At 64.5% G+C, this 18725-nt stretch carries 19 protein-coding genes and 3 pseudogenes; 14 read left to right on the forward strand and 8 right to left on the reverse strand.

Annotation, left to right across the window (positions count from 1 at the left end; genetic code table 11):
* The first annotated feature begins 19 nt into the window (after positions 1–19).
* Positions 20–1444 carry an amidase gene (locus ACIPZB_RS14870; protein WP_400641059.1) on the forward strand — a complete coding sequence of 475 codons (1425 nt, stop codon included), beginning with the start codon at positions 20–22 and terminating at the stop codon, positions 1442–1444.
* A 95-nt stretch (positions 1445–1539) separates the two neighbouring features.
* Entirely contained in the window at positions 1540–2841 is a 1302-nt protein-coding gene (locus tag ACIPZB_RS14875; protein ID WP_400641527.1) for an MFS transporter, read from the forward strand.
* 54 nt (positions 2842–2895) lie between these two features.
* Here ACIPZB_RS14875 and ACIPZB_RS14880 read toward each other — a convergent pair whose 3' ends face one another.
* On the reverse strand, positions 2896–3660 hold the full coding sequence (locus ACIPZB_RS14880) for a hypothetical protein (protein ID WP_400641061.1): 765 nt from the start codon (positions 3658–3660) through the stop codon (positions 2896–2898).
* Positions 3661–3816: 156 nt separating this feature from the next.
* Between ACIPZB_RS14880 and ACIPZB_RS14885 the strand changes: the two genes are divergently transcribed.
* The 3 genes from ACIPZB_RS14885 to ACIPZB_RS14895 all read left to right on the forward strand — a co-directional run bounded on the left by ACIPZB_RS14885 (position 3817) and on the right by ACIPZB_RS14895 (position 7047).
* Entirely contained in the window at positions 3817–4668 is an 852-nt protein-coding gene (locus ACIPZB_RS14885) for a diguanylate cyclase domain-containing protein (protein ID WP_400641063.1), read from the forward strand.
* 344 nt (positions 4669–5012) lie between these two features.
* The gene (locus ACIPZB_RS14890; RefSeq protein ID WP_400641065.1) at positions 5013–5396 is read left to right on the forward strand and encodes a tautomerase family protein; all 384 of its coding nucleotides are present in this window, start codon (positions 5013–5015) and stop codon (positions 5394–5396) included.
* 85 nt (positions 5397–5481) lie between these two features.
* Positions 5482–7047: a diguanylate cyclase gene (locus ACIPZB_RS14895; RefSeq protein WP_400641066.1), complete on the forward strand. Its 1566-nt coding sequence runs from the start codon at positions 5482–5484 to the stop codon at positions 7045–7047.
* A 3-nt stretch (positions 7048–7050) separates the two neighbouring features.
* Here ACIPZB_RS14895 and ACIPZB_RS14900 read toward each other — a convergent pair whose 3' ends face one another.
* Positions 7051–7461 (reverse strand): tetratricopeptide repeat protein, encoded by a 411-nt coding sequence (locus ACIPZB_RS14900; RefSeq protein ID WP_400641068.1) that lies wholly within the window; start codon positions 7459–7461, stop codon positions 7051–7053.
* Between the two features lie 90 nt (positions 7462–7551).
* Positions 7552–7713, reverse strand: a complete 162-nt coding sequence (locus ACIPZB_RS14905; protein ID WP_008091426.1) for a DUF2986 domain-containing protein — start codon at positions 7711–7713, stop codon at positions 7552–7554.
* A gap of 70 nt (positions 7714–7783) precedes the next feature.
* Here ACIPZB_RS14905 and ACIPZB_RS14910 point away from each other — a divergent pair, with 70 nt between their 5' ends.
* The 3 genes and pseudogenes from ACIPZB_RS14910 to ACIPZB_RS14920 all read left to right on the forward strand — a co-directional run.
* A complete protein-coding gene (locus ACIPZB_RS14910) occupies positions 7784–8398 on the forward strand; it encodes a DNA-3-methyladenine glycosylase family protein (protein WP_400641070.1) in 615 nt (204 codons plus the stop codon).
* Between the two features lie 80 nt (positions 8399–8478).
* Positions 8479–9555 carry a bifunctional DNA-binding transcriptional regulator/O6-methylguanine-DNA methyltransferase Ada gene (ada, locus tag ACIPZB_RS14915; RefSeq protein ID WP_400641072.1) on the forward strand — a complete coding sequence of 359 codons (1077 nt, stop codon included), beginning with the start codon at positions 8479–8481 and terminating at the stop codon, positions 9553–9555.
* Between the two features lie 11 nt (positions 9556–9566).
* Positions 9567–9824: pseudogene (locus tag ACIPZB_RS14920) on the forward strand (metal-binding protein); the annotation flags it as partial.
* Between the two features lie 174 nt (positions 9825–9998).
* Here ACIPZB_RS14920 and ACIPZB_RS14925 read toward each other — a convergent pair.
* Entirely contained in the window at positions 9999–11153 is a 1155-nt protein-coding gene (locus ACIPZB_RS14925) for an MFS transporter (RefSeq protein WP_400641074.1), read from the reverse strand.
* 352 nt (positions 11154–11505) lie between these two features.
* Between ACIPZB_RS14925 and ACIPZB_RS14930 the strand changes: the two genes are divergently transcribed.
* Entirely contained in the window at positions 11506–12723 is a 1218-nt protein-coding gene (locus ACIPZB_RS14930) for an amidohydrolase family protein (RefSeq protein WP_400641076.1), read from the forward strand.
* A gap of 31 nt (positions 12724–12754) precedes the next feature.
* Here ACIPZB_RS14930 and ACIPZB_RS14935 read toward each other — a convergent pair whose 3' ends face one another.
* The 4 genes from ACIPZB_RS14935 to ACIPZB_RS14950 form a co-directional block, all read right to left on the reverse strand.
* Entirely contained in the window at positions 12755–13633 is an 879-nt protein-coding gene (locus ACIPZB_RS14935; protein ID WP_400641078.1) for a LysR substrate-binding domain-containing protein, read from the reverse strand.
* A gap of 3 nt (positions 13634–13636) precedes the next feature.
* Positions 13637–14275 carry a LysE family translocator gene (locus tag ACIPZB_RS14940; RefSeq protein ID WP_400641529.1) on the reverse strand — a complete coding sequence of 213 codons (639 nt, stop codon included), beginning with the start codon at positions 14273–14275 and terminating at the stop codon, positions 13637–13639.
* Positions 14276–14353: 78 nt separating this feature from the next.
* Positions 14354–14992 carry a dihydrofolate reductase family protein gene (locus ACIPZB_RS14945; protein ID WP_400641079.1) on the reverse strand — a complete coding sequence of 213 codons (639 nt, stop codon included), beginning with the start codon at positions 14990–14992 and terminating at the stop codon, positions 14354–14356.
* A 112-nt stretch (positions 14993–15104) separates the two neighbouring features.
* A complete protein-coding gene (locus ACIPZB_RS14950; protein ID WP_400641081.1) occupies positions 15105–15836 on the reverse strand; it encodes an SDR family oxidoreductase in 732 nt (243 codons plus the stop codon).
* A 122-nt stretch (positions 15837–15958) separates the two neighbouring features.
* Between ACIPZB_RS14950 and ACIPZB_RS14955 the strand changes: the two genes are divergently transcribed.
* The 5 genes and pseudogenes from ACIPZB_RS14955 to ACIPZB_RS14975 all read left to right on the forward strand — a co-directional run bounded on the left by ACIPZB_RS14955 (position 15959) and on the right by ACIPZB_RS14975 (position 18713).
* Entirely contained in the window at positions 15959–16756 is a 798-nt protein-coding gene (locus ACIPZB_RS14955) for a LysR family transcriptional regulator (protein WP_400641083.1), read from the forward strand.
* A 61-nt stretch (positions 16757–16817) separates the two neighbouring features.
* The gene (locus tag ACIPZB_RS14960) at positions 16818–17240 is read left to right on the forward strand and encodes a nuclear transport factor 2 family protein (RefSeq protein WP_400641085.1); all 423 of its coding nucleotides are present in this window, start codon (positions 16818–16820) and stop codon (positions 17238–17240) included.
* Positions 17237–17821, forward strand: a pseudogene (locus ACIPZB_RS14965) (SDR family NAD(P)-dependent oxidoreductase); the annotation flags it as partial. The gene ACIPZB_RS14960 and the pseudogene ACIPZB_RS14965, both read left to right, overlap by 4 nt.
* Positions 17821–18222 (forward strand): annotated as a pseudogene (locus ACIPZB_RS14970) (class I SAM-dependent methyltransferase); the annotation flags it as partial. The pseudogenes ACIPZB_RS14965 and ACIPZB_RS14970, both read left to right, overlap by 1 nt.
* Before the next feature lie 2 nt (positions 18223–18224).
* The gene (locus tag ACIPZB_RS14975) at positions 18225–18713 is read left to right on the forward strand and encodes a DUF2878 domain-containing protein (protein WP_400641087.1); all 489 of its coding nucleotides are present in this window, start codon (positions 18225–18227) and stop codon (positions 18711–18713) included.
* The last annotated feature ends 12 nt before the right edge of the window (positions 18714–18725 follow it).

Here is an 18725-nt window from a genome sequence, read left to right on the forward strand (position 1 = left end):
ATACTTTAAGGAGGTTTGAATGCCTGGTCAACCGTCAACTAACTTGGCCACACGGCCCGCCTGGGAGCTGGCCGCTGAAATTCGCGCAGGACACTTGTCTGCGCGGGAGCTGACCGAGGCGTGCCTGGCGCAAGTCGAACGGCGCAACCCCGTGCTCAATGCCCTGGTCACCGTCGACGCCGAAGGTGCCCTGGCCAAGGCCGCTGCCGCCGACCGCCATCAGGCGCAAGGCAGGCCGCTTGGCCCGCTGCACGGTTTGCCGGTGGCACACAAGGACTCGTTCCTGACCGCAGGCATGCGCACCACCTGGGGTTCGCAGGTGTACGCCGAGCATGTGCCAAGCCAGGACTCGCTGATCGTCAGCCGCCAGGCCGAGGCAGGCTCGATCTTGCTGGGCAAGAGCAACCTGCCGGAATTCGGTGCCGGCTCGCAGACCTTCAACGAGGTCTTCGGCGCAACCCGCAACCCCTATGCCCCAACCTTGACCTGCGGCGGTAGCAGCGGCGGCGCGGCGGTGGCCCTGGCCACGGGCATGGTGGCCCTGGCCGACGGCAGCGACATGGGAGGCTCGCTGCGCAACCCGGCCAGCTTCTGCAACATCGTTGGCCTGCGCCCCTCCATCGGCCGCGTTCCGAACTGGCCCAACAGCAACAGTTTCGGCCAGCTGACGGTGGCAGGCCCGATGGGCCGCTGCGTGGCCGATGTGGCCTTGCTGCTGAGCGTGATCGCAGGCGAAGACCGCCGTGACCCGTTGTCGTTGCAATCGCCAGCACTGCCCCTGGACGCTCGCTTGCAAGGCGACTTCAGCGGCGCGCGCATCGCCTACAGCCCAGACCTGGGCGGCCTGCCCGTAGCGCCCGCGGTGCGTGCAGTGACCGAAGCCGGTGTGCAGCGCCTGGCCGACCTTGGTTGCGACGTCGAGCTGGCCGAACCGGACTTTCGCGGCGGCGCCCGGGCCTTCCAGGTGCTGCGCGCGCTGACCTACGCCAGCGGCTACGGCCACCTGCTCAAGACCCACCGCCCCCTGCTCAAGGACACCGTGGTGTGGAACATCGAGCAGGCCAGCCAGTTCACCGCGCAGGATGTGATCGACGCCGAAGCGGTACGGGCACGCATTTTCCGCGATACCCAGGCCCTGCTGGAACGGTACGATTTCCTCGTGGCCCCGGTCAGCCAGGTCTTGCCGTTCCCGGTGGAACAGCCCTTCGTCCGGCAGATCGGCGATCAACCAATGGACACCTACATCGACTGGATGAACAGCTGCTCGCTGATCACCCTCAGCGGTCACCCATGCCTTTCGCTGCCTTGCGGCTTCAGCGAGCAAGGCCTGCCGGTGGGGCTGCAGATCGTCGGCCGTTATCGGGATGAACAGCGGCTGCTGGCGTTTGCCCAGGCGCTGGAGACACTCAATCGCCCTTATGTGAACCGCCCGCTGGTTGGATGACCCGCAACGCTGGCAAGGCGCGACAGACGCAGACACAACGCCGGCTTGAAGCCTTTTGAACAATGCCAATAACAGTCAAAGGAAGCCCTATGTCCATCCCATCCCACGCATCGCCCCGGGCGCGGCAACCGATCCGCGCCGCCGCAGGCTCGTTTCTCGGCACCCTGATCGAATGGTTCGACTTCTACATCTACGCCACCGCATCGGCGCTGATCTTCAGCCATGTGTTCTTCCCCGGCAGCAGCCAGCTGGTGGGTACGTTGTCCTCGTTCGCCACCCTGGCGGTGGGCTTTCTCGCCCGGCCGTTGGGCGGGATCATCTTCGGTCACCTGGGGGACCGCTTCGGCCGCAAGTACTCGCTGATCCTGACCCTGTTTCTGATGGGGGCATCCACGGTCGGCATCGGCCTGCTGCCCTCCTTCGAGCAGGTCGGTCTGCTGGCACCGGTGCTGCTGGTGGCACTGCGCATCCTGCAGGGCATCGCCGTGGGTGGCGAATGGGGTGGCGCGGTGCTGCTGGCCAGTGAACATGCGCCCGAAGGCAAGAAGAGCTTCTATGCCTCGTTCGCCCAACTGGGCAGCCCGGCCGGCCTGGTGCTGTCGCTGATGGTGTTCCGCTTCATCACCGAAATGCCGGAAGCCGACATGTATGCGTGGGGCTGGCGCCTGCCGTTCCTGGGCAGCGTGCTGTTGCTGCTGCTGGCCTTCGTGATTCGCCGTGGTGTGCACGAGTCGCCTGAGTTCGAAGACATGGCCAAGGCACAAAAGCCCGTGCAATCGCCAGTCAAGGCCGTGGTCCGCGATGCCTGGCCATTGATCCTGCTGGTCATGGGCGCCTGCACCATTGGCATTTCCTCGGCCTATTTCACCAACACCTTCATGATTGCCTACGCCACCCAGTACCTGGGCATCAAGAGCTCGGTGATCCTCGAATGCCTGTCGGTGGTGGCCATCGTCCAGTTGATCAACCAGCCCATCGCGGCCTGGCTGGCGGACAAGGTCGGGGCCGGCCGATTCCTGCTGATCACGTCCGGGGCCAGTATCCTGGTGCCCTATGCGATGTTCAGCCTGGTGTCAACCGGGCAGAGCACGATGATCATCCTCGGCATCGCGCTGGCCAAGGTGTTCTCCTCGGCGTTCTATGCCGTGATCGCCGGGTACATCGTCAACGTGTTTCCGGTGTACCAGCGCTACTCGGGCATTTCCCTGGCTTACCAGGCCTGCGGCGCGCTGATCGGCGGCACCACGCCGATGGTGGGCACCTTGATCGCCGGCCAGGCGGCAGGGCAATGGTGGCCCCTGGCAGTGTTCTACTCGCTGCTCGCGTTCACCTCGTTCGCCTGCGTGATGCTGCTGGTCCGCCGGCGCAGCACGGTGCTGCAGACTAGCTTCGCCTGAGGCGCAGATCGCCAGGCGCGTGGCTCACCCTGCCAGCGCCTGGCGAGGCAACCTTCAGCGTTTGTCCAGCAACCGCGCCAACAGGAAGGTGGCCACCACGGCCAGCACCACGGCCGCGGAAATGGACGGCAGCGGGCCCCACTGTTCGATCGAGGCCTTCACGGCCAGGTAGAAGCCCAGTACCCCCACCGCGCCAATGGCATTGCCCCGCACGATCGCCCCCAGCTCCTGGTGCCCGCCCTGAACATGGGCGAACACGGCGAGCGGCCAGGCAATCACCGGGATCGGCGCCAACATGCCACTGGCCACCGGCCCCAGCCATTGGGCACTGGCCGTGATCGCCACCAGCAGCAAGGTGGCCGTGAGCATGCGCATGGGGATGACCCAGCGTGGCAACGGCACCACCTTGGCCGGGGCACTGTCCGCCTTCGGCGCAGTGACCACGATGATCAAGCTGAGCAGCACCAGGGTCACCGCGACCGACGCGGCCAGCCAACCCAGGCGGCTCATCAGCCACGCGCTCGCCGCGTACACCGCCAATGCCGCCAGGCAGCCGATGAACGCCGACACTCGCCGGGTCACCAGAAAATAGAACAAGTACGTCATCTGGACCGCAGCCAACCCCGCCAACGCACCCGGCACCGCCTGCAGGGCGAACCCTGCGCCCTGCTCCAGGCTCAGAAACAGGATGACCAGGGCCGAGGTAACCGGCAGGCCGGAGAGCAGGCCGCCAATTTTGGTGCCCCAGCGTTTGGCCGCCAGGGAAATGGCCAGCATGAGCATGGGGGTGATCAGAAACTTCAGGTAGAAGGCAGTCATGAAAGGCACGGCAGGCTCTGGAACAAGGACCGGCATGATACCTCAGCACAGCCCAGGCAAAGGCCCCTGCAAAATTTGCTGTCAGGCGCTGGTGGCCCTGGCCAGGCCCTGTGTATGCTGCCGTCGACCCAGCACTGCCGAACGGACTCCCCGCCCATGGCCGTTGACCTGCAAGCCCTCTACCCGAAGCTGATCCACCTGATGCTGGACACGGTATTCGTGGTCGACCGGGACAACACGATCGTGTTCGTCAGCAACGCCTGCGAAGCGCTGCTGGGCTACCGCGCCGACGAGCTGACCGGAACGCCGATCACCCGCTACATGCACCCAGACGACCTGGAGGCAACGCGGGCGTCGATCATCCGGGTGATGAACGGCCTGCCCCATCTCGATTTTCGCAACCGTTACCTGCGCAAGGACGGCGGCATCGTGCACATCCTGTGGTCGGCCTGCTGGTCCGACGAACTCGGTGCGCGCATCGGCGTGGCGCGCGACGTCACGGCGCAGGCACTGGCCGAGGAAGAACTGCGTTTTCTCGCCCATCACGATCCCCTGACCCGCCTGAGCAATCGCTCGCTGTTCAACCAACGGCTGGCCGCCGCACTGCAACGGCAACGCCCGCTGGCGCTGCTGTTTCTCGATATCAACGACTTCAAGGTCATCAACGATGAGCATGGCCATGCCATGGGCGACCGCGTGCTGTGCGCAGTGGCAAGGCGGCTGGAGGGTTGCATGGGTGAGCACGACACGGTGGCGCGCATGGGCGGTGACGAGTTCACCCTGCTGCTCACCGACCTGCCCACGCCTGGCGCCGTTGCCGAGAAGACCGCGCAGATTCTCGCCGCCATGGCGCAGCCACTGGAGGATGACGGTGGCGAGATGCCAATACCGTCCTGCAGCATCGGCATCGCCTGCTACCCGGCCGACGGCGAAGATGCCGATACCCTACTCAGCCATGCCGATGGCGCCATGTACCGGCAGAAAAGGCGGCGATCCGCGATCGGTTGAGGTGACCAAAATCCAAGCTGACGACTAGCGCAAACCTGTGGGAGCAACTGTGCTTGCTCAATTTCTAAAAGCTCACGCGATTCCTGTGGGAGCCGGCTTGCCGGCGATAGGGCCGGAACAGGCTGCGCAAGAGAACAATGCTGTCTCGTCCGCACCGGCCTCATCGCCGGCAAGCCGGCTCCCACAGGGATTGAGTCAACTTTTGGGAAGTGAGCAAGGCCGTTGCTCCCACAGGGATCGCGCAAGCTTTGGGACAGTAGCTCTCACATTCCCGCAAGCCAGCTATCGTTACCCACGCAACGCCAACCCCGCGTCTCGCCTGGTCCCCCTTCAAGGAGCCCGACATGCCACTGGTACGCATCGACATCAAAAGACACCCAGACCCCACTCACCTGCAAACCCTCGGCAAGGTGGTCTACGCCGCCCTGCGCCAGACCATCGATGTCCCGGAACACGACAACTTCCAGGTCCTGACCGAGCACGACGCCGACCGCCTGGTGAACGACCCCCAGTACCTGGGCATCCAGCGCACCGACGGCCAGGTGTTCATCCAGATCACCCTCAGCGAAGGACGCACCGTGGAGAAGAAGAAGGCGCTGTACCAGGCCATTGCCCAAGGGCTCTCCCGCGAGGCCGGGGTGCGCCCGGAAGATGTCTTCATCAACCTGGTCGAGGTGCGCAAGGAGAACTGGTCGTTCGGCAATGGGGTCGCTCAATACGCGACCTGAGCCTGTCGCGGGGCACGGCGGTAGCAGGCAGGATCGACTACGCTTGAGCACCAGCAAGCACGGACTCACTGCCCACCCGATGAGCATGCCAAATCGCCTATTCCTCGGCCTGCGTGGCCTGACCCTGATCTTCGTACTACTGGCCGTGCTGGCCACGCTCGCCATCTGCCTGATCGTGGCCTACAGCGTGCAACGGGATGCCCTGATCGGTTCGACCCTCGAATCGAACCGGGTCTACGCCTCCAAGGTCGCTTCGAGCATTGGCGAGTTCCTGCGCTCGGCGCAGCATCGCCTGCAGTTCAGCAGCCAGCGCGTGGCCAGCCACTTCGACGAGCCGGCTGTGCTCAAGGACGAGGTCATACGCTTGCAGGCCCAGGACGCCGAGCTCGATGTGGTGATGATCCTCGACCGCCAGGGCAAGGTCATGGCCATGTACCCCGAAGTACCCGGCATGGTCGGCAGCACGCTGACATCGAGCGAGGTCAAGCAAGCACTGACACAGCTTCAGCCCTTGGTCAGCCATGCCTACACCAGCGCAACAGGGCAACTGATCGTGTTCATCTCAAGGCCCGTACTCGGCCCGGACGGGCAGTTTCTCGGATTGATGGGCGGGTCGGTCCATCTGCAGGAACATGGCGTGATGCACGGTTTGATCAGCGACCATGCGTACAACGACGGCACTTATGCCTTCATCGCCGACAGCGACCACCGCTTGCTGTATCACCCCGACCACGCGCAAATCGGCCAGGTCGTCACCAACAGCCCAACGATGAACACGGCACTGCAAGGGCAATCGGGCATGCTCGCCGCCCCCAACTACCAGGGCATCCCCATGCTTGCCGGCTATGCCTATGTGCCCGAAGCCGGTTGGGCGGTGGTGGCCCAGCAGCCTGAGGCCCAGGCACTGGCACCGCTACGCCGGCTGATGCACGAGATGCTGCTCAAGATCGTGCCCGCGGGGGTGTTGGGCTTGCTGCTGATTCTGGCAAGCACCTTCCTGATCACCCGGCCGCTGCGTCAACTGGCCCGGATCGCCTCCGACCTCTCGGCAGCGGAAACGCCAAAACAGCTGGCAGCAGTACGCGGCTGGTACGCCGAGGCTGGGGCGATTCGTGAGGCGCTGCTCAAAGGTGTGCAACTGCTGCACAAACAGATGGGCCACCTCCATCAGGTGGCCCTGAGCGATCCGTTGACAGGCCTTGCCAATCGCCGGGCCATGGATGTGGCGCTGGCCGACTTCGAACAGAGCGGCCAGCCGTATGCGGCCCTGGCACTGGATATCGACCATTTCAAGCGGGTCAACGATGTGCACGGCCATGATGCCGGCGACCGGGCCCTGCAACAGATCGCGCAGCTTATCCAGAACGCCTCCAGGGCCATCGACCTCGCCTGCCGCGCCGGCGGTGAGGAGTTCGTCCTGCTCTTACCGGATACCGGCCTGCAAACCGCCACGCAAGTGGCCGAGCGCATACGGCAAAGCATCGCCAATACACCGGTGGAAGGTGTCGGCGCCTTGACGATATCCATCGGTGTCGCCTGCAAGGATGCCGATACGGTCACCAGCGCGGAGATTCTCAAATGTGCCGATGAGCGCCTGTACGTGGCAAAACAGACTGGCCGTAATCGAGTCGTAGCACAGAGCCCGGCATAGGGTTTACTGCAAACCCACCTTGACTGCCTTGGACAACTGACCCGACTCCTGAGCATTGCGCGCCGTCTCGATCAACTGCAGGTTGCGGTTACGCAACGCGGTGTTGCGGCCCACGCGCAGGTTGGAGCGCGTGGCCAGCACCTGCGCCTGCTCGTACTGCCCCTGTTGCAGGCGCAGCACGCCCAAATAATGCAAGGTAGCCGGATTGCTCGGCTGAATCTGCAATGCTCGTTCCAGCGTTGCGGCGGCCTGGTCCAGCTTGCCTTCTGCGTACTGCTCGGAGGCCGTTTCGATCAACTGGGTCGAGGCGTTATTGCTGTGTACCTGCACAGCCCGTTCACGGGCGAAGGTCAATGAACTTGTGGCAGCGCAGAGCAACAGGATAAGCGCCGGCAAACTACGCATGCTCGTCATCAGGTAAGCACTCGACCGATCCAGGACATTTCTGGTTTGAAGGAAGACGCTATCGACTGCAAGTGCGTGGTGAAGTTCCCCGGCTGGGCATCAGGCTTGCGGGGCAGAATCCGCTTCGAGGGCGGCTTGCTCAGCCATTTTCAAGCGGTCGGCTTTGCAGATGTACTTGGGTTTGCTGCGTGGCGCCAGCTTGGCACTGGCCTTCTTGGCATGGGCTTTGAGCAGCTGATTGATTTTCTTGCGGCGATTCATGGTGGGCTCGGTAAAAAAAGAGATACGCTTGCAGCCTACACTGTTAACGCTGGCTGTTGGAGCGCCCGCCGTGACTTATGCAAATGCCACGACGTTCTTGCAGAGCCTGGACGACGAATGGGCACGCCACATCGCCGCCATCGGCCCGTGCCGCCATCAAACGAAACCGGCCCGTGAACCTTACGAAGCGCTGATTCGCGCCATTGCCTACCAGCAACTGCACGTCAAGGCGGGCGACGCGATCGTGGCGCGTTTTCTGGCGCTGTATCCGGGTCTGGCATTCCCGCCCCCAGAGCAATTGCTGGCGACGGACGCCGATCTGCAAAAGGCCTGCGGCTTCTCGGCGAACAAACTGGCGACCATCCGTGCCATCGCCCAGGCGCGTCTGGATGATGTGGTGCCCACGCTGGCTGACGCGAAGACAATGAGTGATGCCGAACTCATCGAGCGCCTGGTCTCGTTGCGCGGGGTGGGCCGCTGGACGGTAGAGATGTTCCTGATCTACAGCCTGGAGCGCACGGATATCCTGCCGGTCGATGACCTTGGCGTGCGTGAGGGCTACCGCCGGCTGAAGGGGCTGGAAAAAGCGCCGACACCGCGACAGATGCGCGAGATCGGTGAGCGCTGGAGCCCTTATCGCACCACCGCAGCCTGGTACCTGTGGCGCGTGCCGCCATCCAGGTGAATTCAAGCGCAAGAACCGGAGTGCTTGCGCTGGCAGGGGTTTCTACACTGGCTCCACTTCGACCTTAGCGAGACCGCGCCATGAACCAGCTCAAGCCGTCGAGCGCCTCCTTCGGCACAGATGAACAACGCTGGGCTGCCGTGCAGGCCCGCGATCCCGCCGCGGACGGGCACTTCGTCTATGCCGTGCGTACTACTGGCGTGTACTGCCGGCCCAGTGCGTCCTCTCGCCGCCCCAAGCGCGAGAACGTGGTGTTCTTCGCCAATGCGCAGCAGGCGGAGGCGGCCGGTTTTCGGCCTAGCCAACGTCCGTCACGGGACCAGACACGCGCCCGTGAACAGCGTGCAGCGCTGGTGGCCAAGGCCTGTCGCCTGATGGACAGCGCGCCCACACCGCCAACCCTCGACGAACTGGCCGCTCAACTGGGCCTGAGTGCCTTCCACTTCCACCGTGTGTTCAAGGCCGAAACGGGCCTGACGCCAAAGGCCTATGCCTCGGCCACCCGTGCCCACAAGCTGCGCAAAGAACTGGGCCAGGGCGCCACCTCGGTGACGGACGCCATCTACGGCGCCGGCTTCAACTCCAACAGCCGCTTCTACGCCACTTCCGAGCAACTGCTGGGCATGCACCCCCGGGCCTATCGCGACGGTGGCGTGGGCAGCACGATACGCTTTGCCGTTGGCGAATGCTCCCTGGGGCCGATTCTGGTAGCCCAGAGCCAGCGAGGCATCTGCGCGATCCTGTTGGGGCAAGACCCCGATGCCTTGGTGACCGACTTGCAGGACCGGTTCCCCAAAGCCCAACTGATCGGCGGCGATCGCTCGTTCGAAGCCTTGGTCGCCCAGGTGGTGGGGTTCATCGAGGCGCCCTCGCTGGGCCTGAACTTGCCCCTGGACGTCAGGGGCACCGCGTTTCAACAACGTGTCTGGCAGGCGCTGCGGGAGATCCCCCCTGGCACGACGGCAAGCTACAGCGAAATCGCCGAGCGCATCGGTTCGCCAAAAGCCGTGCGGGCCGTGGCCCAGGCCTGCGCGGCCAACCACATCGCGGTGGCGATCCCCTGCCACCGGGTGGTGCGCCGCGATGGCGACATTTCGGGTTATCGCTGGGGCGTCGAGCGCAAGCGCGAGCTGCTCGAACGCGAATCCGGCAAATGACTGCCCTCCTCATGGCCGAACAGCGAATCTGGATATTGCTGGGCAGCGACGGAAAGCCCCTGGCCAGCACCCAACCGGGCACCCTGGGCGGCCACCGTCGCGGCAAGCGCTATGGCAGGCTCGATTGCCGTGCTGCCCTGCAGGCCATTGCGCGCGGCGGGTATGTGAAAGACCGGGTGTTCTTTCTCGACGAGGCTTGCGCCATTGCTGCAGGATATCGACCTTGCGCGGTCTGCATGCCTGAGGCGTATCGGCAGTGGAAAAGCGCCGCGAAGTCAAAGCGCTTTTGTCAGTGCTGGCCTCATCGCCGGCAAGCCGGCTCCCACAGGAGTAGTACCAGCCCCCAGGCTTACGTTGTACCTGTGGGAGCCGCGCTTGCCGGCGATGGGCCGCGAAGCGGCCCCAACATCCAGATGTCTACTTTGGGTCGATAGCGGGCAGCCTCAGCAAGCCGCCCTGCGGCGCACGCCCCTGACCCCTCCCCCCAGGCAGGTAACGGCAAAGGCAACCACCAGCGCCGCCGTCCCCAGCAGGAAGATCAGTTGCTGATTGGACCCCTCCACCAGCATGGCGATCAGCGCCGGCGTTACCGCTGCAGCGCCCATCAAGGTGATGCTCACCAGCGGCGTGAGCTTGCCCGTCGGGTCGTTGGTGGTGATCAGCGCCATGTAGTACGACAGCGACAGCACCCAGCCGAAGTTGATCAGCAGCAGCGCCACGAACAGCTGCATCGGCGTGCGGGTATGACCGGTGAGCATGGCGATGGAGATGAATACCGCCACCAACCCTACGGCGATCATCAGCTGGCGATTCACTCGCGCCCCCAGCAAGCTCGGCAGCCCTGCTCCCGGCAGGCCGCCGAGGGCCGACAGGCCAAATGCCCAGCCGATATCGACCCCATCGATACCCTGGTCACGCGCCAACTGGTCGATGAAGCCCCAGACGCAGTAGATGGCAATCTGCATGAACAGCATGCCCACCAGCGCGCTGCGCCCTGTACGCGCCGAGCCTCCCTGGGCGGGCGAGCCCTCGCCACTGGCCAGCAAGGCCGCCGGGCGACGTGGCAGCGCCAGGCTGGCGCCGCAGATCAACAGGTACCACAGGCCGAACGAACACAGCGCGGTCACCGCCCCGCTCTGGGCGGCAAGCACTGGCAACGCGGCGGAAAACAACGAGTACTCCGGCGTCTGCAGCAACAGCATCAGCCCAAAGGAACGGTCCTGGTTGGGCATACGGCCCAGGGTGGATACCGCGTAGGCATAGATCAGCCCGGCGCAGGTGCCGGCCGCCAGGCGCACGGCCAGCAACAGGGCGTGGGTGGTGGCGAAGGCGGTGGCGATGCTCAAGGCCACGCACAGCACGCCGACGAACAGGCACAGGCTGCGCCCGCCATGGCGCTTCATCATTACCGGGCACAACAAAGTGCCCAGGGTCATGCCGATCATCTCGACCGAGACGACCCAACCCTGCAGGTCAAGTGGCAGGCTCAGTCGCTCCGTCAACAAACCCATGAATATGGGTTGCACGCCACAGACAATGAATGACGTGCAGGCGATGAAAATGAGGGCGGCACGCAGTCGCTTGGAATCATTGATCATGAGTAGATCCCCGAACACAGCTGTTGTTTTTATTGTGGGTGGTGACCGCGCCCGAAGCGCCGTGGCAGACAGTTGCGGGCCCGGTAGCGAACACGGCCGGGCCGTGCTCGCGCTCAATCCTGAGCCCTGCTCGAAGGCTTTGAAAGTTAAAAATCGGAATCGACTTCAGTGGGCTTTTTAATGCAGCCAACGTGGCCTTCGCTGCATCCAGAAACGCACTGCGGTCGATCCTGATAATTAATTTGTGAGGCCCCTGCTTCTTCCCTACCGTGTAACGCTACTAACAACCAAAGGGGCCATCGCTCGCCTGCGCGCGTCCTGTCGATCCGGCCCTGCTCCAGAAAGGCCTCCCATGAACGACCGTGAGTTCATCAATGCCATCGACGCCGATGGCCTGCCGCTGCACATCGCCGTGAAGAACGGGCGCATCAGCCACATCGGCGCGCAACCTGCCCTTGAGGCGGCCCGCGAAACCATCGACCTCGAAGGGCTGCTGGTGCTGCCGGGGTTCGTCGACGGTCATATTCACCTGGACAAGAGTTTCGTCGGTGACCGTTGGCGCCCGCACCAGCCGGTGGCCACCTTGCGTGAACGCCTGGCCGTGGAAAAGCGTGAACTGGCCAGCGCCCCGCCCATCGTCGAGCGCGCGCAGGCACTGATTCGCCAGGCCGCCTCGTTCGGCACCGTGGCCATGCGCTGCCATGTTGACGTGGACGCCACCACGGGCCTGGACAACCTGCGCGCCATTCTCGAAGCCCGGGAAGCCTGCAAGGACCTGGTCGACATCGAGTTGGTGGCCTTCCCCCAGGCCGGTGTGGTGACCTGCCCCGGCACCGCCGAGGTGATGGAAGCGGCGGTGCGCGAAGGCGTCCAGGTCGTCGGTGGTATCGACCCGACGACCCTGGATGGCGACGCCGAGGCCCAGCTCGACATCGTCTTCGGCATCGCTGACCGGCATGGCGTGAAGGTCGATATCCACCTGCACGAACCTGGCGACATCTGCATCGCCCAACTCGAACGCATCGCTACACGTACCCAGGCGTTGGGCATGCAGGGCCTGGTGGCGGTCAGCCACGCCTATGGCCTCGGCGACGTTACCGACAGCGTGGTCGACCGCACGGCCCAGGTGCTGGCCAAGGCCGGCGTATCGATCATGACCAATGCGCCCGGCGAGCACGCCTTCCCGCCGGTGCTGCGCCTGCGTGCCGGTGGCGTGCGGGTGTTTACCGGCAACGACAATATCCAGGACGCCTGGTGGCCCTACGGCAACGGCGACATGCTGCAACGGGCCATGCTGGTCAGCTACCGCTCGGGCTTCAACACTGACGAGGAACTGCGCGTGGCGTTGCACATGGCGACCGAGGCCAGTGCCGGGGTGATGGGCCAGCAGGACTACGGCTTGAAGATCGGCAACGAAGCGAGCTTCGTCTTGTTCAAGGCGCCCAATGCCGCCGCAGCAGTGGCGGCAGCGCTCCATGAACGGGTGATCGTGCGCCGTGGCGCGTTCTGGGGTGGGCCTGCGGTGCTGCAGTTGAAGGCGGCGCAGTTCGCCCACGAGTTGCGTCGCTGACAACATGACTGGGGGGCCCGTGGCCCCCCGGTTACTCAGCCTCGGCCTTGAGGATACCGATCAGGATATCGGCCAGCTCCTTGACCACCGGGTCTGCGGTGGGCCCATGGAAGATGGCCGCCTCGAACACCTTGATCGGCTTGAACCCTTCCTTGACCCCCAGTATCCGGTGCTCCGGCGTCACCACGCGCAACGGCAGCAGGCTGACACCCAACCCATTGGCCACCGCCTCCTGGATACCCGCCAGGCTGGAACTGGTGAAGCCGATGCGCCAGCTGCGGCCCATCGCCTCGATGGCGTTGATCATGTCGTCGCGGTACAGACCGCGCGGCGGGAAGGTCACCAGCGGGATCGGGTCCTGGGCGAAACACGGATACTGGGCGCTGTCGAACCACTCGATGCGTTCGGGCTGGCAGGCATTGGCTTCGCGGCTGTGGCGCCGCTGCTTGACCAGCACCAGGTCCAGTTCGCCACGGTCGTAGGCACTCATCAGGTCGCGGCTCAGGCCGCCGGTAATCTCCAGCTTGACCTTGGGGTTCCTGCGGTTGAAAGCCGCCAGCGCCTGCACCGTCTTGCCCGCGACAAAGTCATCGGGCAGCCCGATGCGCACCGTGACCGTCACCCCGCCCGACAATGCCTCGCTCAACTGGTTGCTCACCGCCAGCAGGTGCCGCGCATAGCCCAGCAGGGTCTCGCCGGCATCGGTCGGGTGCACTTCGCGGTTGCTGCGCTCGAGCAACTGGTGCCCGACCATTTCCTCAAGGCGACGGACCTTCTGGCTGACCGTTGACTGGGTCGAATGCAAGCGGGCGGCGGCGGTGGTGAAGCTGCCGCAGTCGGCCACCATCACCACGGCCCGGAGCATGTCCAGATCGTAGATCGCGCGATTGGGTTTTGCACTGTCTGTCATGGTTCAGGCCGTCTGCCTGCGCATAGCGAGGATCCCAGCGGCAAACCCGATGAACGTTACCCCTACCCCCCGGTTCACCCAGCGCGACCACTCGGGCCGTAGCAGCATGCCCTTGGCGCGCGAGGCCAGCGCGGCATAGAGGCTCAGCGACGACACCGAGAGCGCCATGAAAATCGCGGTCAGGATCAGAAATTGAGGGAACAAGGCTGCGCCTTGATCGATGAACTGCGGGAACAGCGCTGTAAAGAACAGCGTCGCCTTAGGGTTGGAAAGCGCGGTAAAAAACGCCGACCTGTACAACTTGCGGCGTGTGGGCCTGCGGCTCTCGCCCGCCTGGATACTCTCGGCCAGCAGCGGCCGCTTGTTGAGCAACTGCTTCACGCCCAGGTAGAACAGATAACCGGCACCCGCGATCTTCACCAGGTTGAACAGCATCTCGGAGCTGGCCAGCAATGCCCCCAACCCCAGCATCGCTGCCGCCGAGAGACAGAACAGGCCACTGGCATTGCCCAGCGAGGACCAGATCGTGCTGCGTTGGCCATGGGCAAGGCTGTTGTTGATCGCCATCAATGTCGCAGGCCCGGGGCTTGCGATGGCAATCGCTGCGACCAGGGTAAAAGCCAGTAGAGTATTCGGGTCCATGGTTCCAGGCTCGTTCAGCGTTCGAAAAAGGGCTGACGCATGATGCCAGAAACGGGCTGCCATTGATGACTTGCGCTTTCATGCACGCACGTAGCGCAGGTGCGTGGCGTCTGGCGTATTGAGTACATCGTCGATGCGAAACAGCGGTGCCGGATCGTGCAGGTTTTCGAACAGGCGCCGTCCACTGCCAAAGAGTATTGGTGCCAGGGCAATTTCCAGTTCGTCAATGGCGCCCAGATTCAAATACTGCTGTATCACATCCGCACCGCCCGAGATGCGAATGTCCCGGCTACCTGCAAGCGACCGGGCTTTCTCGAGCGCCTTGGCTGGCCCATCGTTGAAGAAGTGGAACGTCGTCCCGCCGGGGCGCACCCACGGTTCGCGCTGCTGGTGGGTAAGTACCAACACCGGTGCATGAAAAGGTGCTTCCTCCGGCCAGCTTCGCTCGCCGGCGTCGAACATGCGCTTGCCCATGATGTAGGCACCGGAACGCTCCATGGTGCTGCGCAGCCTATCGTTGACCGGGCCGGTCTCCCCTCCCGTACCGGACAGCAGGTTTTCACGGAAATACTGCTGCTTGAGAATCCAGCTCATCAGCGCGCCCCACTTGGCGCCCCAATTGTTGTACTCGGGGTGGTCCCAATGCTCGATGCTCATGCCTTCCGGTGCCATGTAACCGTCAAGGCTAAGCCCGATGTTCACGAATACCTTGCTCATGATTGCCCCTCTGACACTGTGCGGTATCAAGGATAGACCGTGCCGGAAGAGCGCAGAGAAGCGCCTGTGGGAGCGGGCTTGTCCCGCGAACACCCGCTCCCACAGGCGGGCGTCACGGCTGTTGCCGGGTCGCGCACACCACAATCTCGCGCATGCACACCGACTGCGGCTGGCCATAGGCGAAGTCGATCACTTCGGCGATGTGCTCGGCACTGAGCACCCCGCCCATCTCCTGCTTCCAGTCGTCGTAGCCGGCCTTGATGGCATTATCGGTGGTGTGGCTGAGCAGCTCGGTATCCACGGCCCCCGGCTCGATGGTGATCACCCGCACATTGCTCGGCGACAGTTCTTCACGCAGGTTCTCGGACAAACCGGTGACCGCGAACTTGGTGCCGACATAGGCGACGTGGTTGGGGAACGTCTTGCGCCCGGCCACGGAACTGACGTTGATGATGGTGCCGTGCTTGCGCGCGACCATGCCGCCGGCTACCGCGTGGATGCCATTGAGCAGGCCGCGCACGTTGACGTCGAGCATGCGATCCCATTCGCCCGGGTCTTGCGTGGCGATGCTGCCCAGCAGCATGACGCCGGCATTGTTGATGATCGCGTCCACCGGGCCGAACTGCGCCTCGGCCTCGGCAACGGCGGCCAGCACGGCCGCCCGGTCGGTGATGTCGACCGCCAGTGCCAGGGTGTTGGGCAGTTGCAGCTGCTGCATCGGCGCCAGCCGACGGGCCAGCAGCAACAGCGCGTGGCCACGGCCGGACAGCCGCTTGGCGGTGGCCAGGCCGATACCCGAGCTGGCACCGGTAATGACGACCAGGGGTTTGTGGGAAGTGGTCATGGTAAGTGTCCTGATATCTGAACTGTCTATGGGTAAGCAGCGCAGCGAGTATAGAAGCCGGTTTCAGGCACGAAAAATGGGATATTCTTTTGGCAGCCATCGGCAACACTTATGAGTAACCCATGGATTATCGTCAGCTCCGCGCCTTCATCGCCGTCTTCGAAGCGCGCAACATCACCGCCGCCGCGCGCTCCATACACCTTAGCCAACCAGCCCTGTCCGGTAGCATCAAGGCACTGGAGGAAGCCCTGGGCACCACCCTGTTCGTGCGCCAGGCCAGGGGCGTCGAGGTCACCGAGGATGCCCGCGCGCTGTATCCCGAAGCCCGGCGCATGGTGGCCGATGCCGGCCGTCTGCTGACCCGCTTCAAGCGTGACCGGGAACGGACGCCGCTGCAGATCGGCGTCGAGAAGGACGTGGGCGCGGCGGCGGTGCGCCAAGTGGTGCAGGCGGCGGCGACCCTCAGCCCCACGGTGCATCTGCAACTGGTAACCGGCTGCGCGGGTGCGGCGCGCTTGGCCAGCGAAGAGCTGCGCTGCGAGGATGAATTGTTCCTGCCCCTGCACAGCGACCCCTTCGTGCTGGCGACACTGCGGGCAGAAGACCAGAGGCGCTGGATTACCTGCCCCGCGCAACCCAGCCACCAGCGCCTGCTGCCGTTCTACGACAGTAGCCCGGTAGCCGAAGCCGAGACCTTCGGCCTGGCGCTGGAGATGGTCGCTGCCGGGCTGGGCAGCGCCATCGTGCCGGCGTCGCTGGCCGCCGAACATCGCGACGTGCGCAGCGAGCCATTGCCGCAGCTGGACCTGCGCCGGCGTATCGGGCTGTGTTATTCAGCCCAGGCGCTGACGCTCGAAGGGGTGATTCAACTGCGCGATGCCCTGCAGGAGAGAATTGTACAAAACAATTTTGCTGTATAGATTTATCCAGACACCTGCACTATACCTTGTACAGTGACTAATTTTTGTACAGGTATTGTGCATGTCCGCCTTCCTGCAACGCTTCGCCGAACGCTTTGCCACGCTGGATACACACAACCTCGACCTGCTGGGCGACCTGTACAGCGAGGACGTGGCGTTCCGCGACCCTCTGCACCAGATCAGCGGCCTACCGGCGCTGCGCGCCTACTTCGCGCAGCTGTATGCCAACGTGCCCGATGTTCACTACCGCTTCGAGGGCACAGACGAGCTGGAGCCCGGCCACGGCTACATCCGCTGGACCCTGCACTACCGTCACCCGCGCCTGGCCCGAGGCAAGCTGATCAGCCTGCAGGGCTGCAGCCACCTGCGCTGGCACGAGCGGGTGCACTTTCACCAGGATTACTTCGACGCGGGCGCCCTGCTCTACGAGCATGTGCCGGTGATGGGCGGCGCGATCCGCTGGCTCAAGGGCAGGCTGGCATGAGCCGTTGCTGGCTGACCGGTGCCAGCAGCGGTATCGGCGCGGCCCTGGCGCTGCGCTTGCTGGAGCAAGGCCACCAGGTCGCCCTGGGCGCACGCAGGGCAGACAGTCTGGCGGCGCTGGCCGCGCGGTTTCCGGGCCAGGTGTTGTTGGCAGTGGGTGATCTCGACCAGCCCAGGCAGGTGGCGCAGATTGCCGAGCAGATCGAACAGACCTGGGGCGCGCTGGACCAGGTGATTCTCAACGCCGGCACCTGCGAGTACCTGGAGCCGGGGCACTTCGACCCGGCCCTGGTGGAACGGGTGATGCGCACCAACCTGAACGGCACCAGCCTTTGCCTGGCCGCCGCCCTGCCCCTGCTGCGCCGCGGCCGGCAGCCACACCTGGTGGTGATGGGCAGCTCGGTCAGCTGGCTGGCGCTGCCGCGCGCGGGGGCCTATGGCGCCTCCAAGGCGGCGCTGCGCTACCTGGTCGAATCGCTGCGCATCGACCTGATCGGCGAAGGTATCGACGTCACCCTGGTCAGCCCCGGCTTCGTCGACACACCGCTGACCCGCCGCAATGACTTCCCCATGCCTCAGCTAAGGACGACGGCCTGATGCTGCTGCAGGCCATCACCATCCGTGACCAACGTTACGCCCAGGCCCGCCGCTCAGTGGACTTCATCCAGCGCTACATCTTTCCCGGCGGCGCCCTGCCCTCGCTGAGCGTGCTGCTCGACACCGCCAGCCGCCAGACCGGGCTCAACCTGGTACACCTGGAAGATTTCGGCCAGGACTACACGCGTACCCTGCGCCATTGGCGCGACAACTTGCGCCTGGCGCGCTCGGAGCTGGCGGCGCTGGGGTATGACGACACCTTCCAGCGCTTGTGGGAGTTCTACCTGTACTATTGCCAGGGCGGTTTTGAAGAACGGACCATCGGCGTGGCGCAGATGCTCTGGGCCGCGCCACAGGCGCGTCGGGCGCCCTTGTCAGGCGCCTGAGCATGGCCCGTGGCTGGCTGATCGGCAATGCACTGTGGCTGCAGCTCGGCTGGTGGGCCTGCGTGCTGGGCGCGCGACTGCCGTGGCTGCTTTGGGTCGCGGTGGCGGGCCTGCTGGTGCACCTGTGCGTGTGCCCGGGCCTGCGCAGTGAGGGGCGGGTATTGCTGTGGGTGTCGATGGCCGGCTGCCTGCTCGACAGCGTACTGGGCATGTTGGGTGTATTGCGCTTCGAACACTGGACCCTGCCCTTTTGGCTGGCGTTGCTGTGGCTGGTGCTGGCCAGCGGGTTGCGCCACAGCCTGGCCTGGGCCGGGCGTCCGCCCTGGCGTGGCGCATTGCTGGGCCTGCTGGGCGGCCCGTTGGCCTACCTGGCCGGGGCCAGGCTGGCGGGCATCGAGTTGCCGTTGGGCCCGCTGTACACCGGGCTGATCCTCGCGCCGATCTGGGCGCTGGTACTGCCGCTGGCCTTGCGCTTCGCGGCGAGATGCTGAGGATTCAAAGCG

It is taken from the genome of Pseudomonas sp. NPDC089396 (assembly GCF_044749545.1).
Lineage (GTDB): Bacteria > Pseudomonadota > Gammaproteobacteria > Pseudomonadales > Pseudomonadaceae > Aquipseudomonas.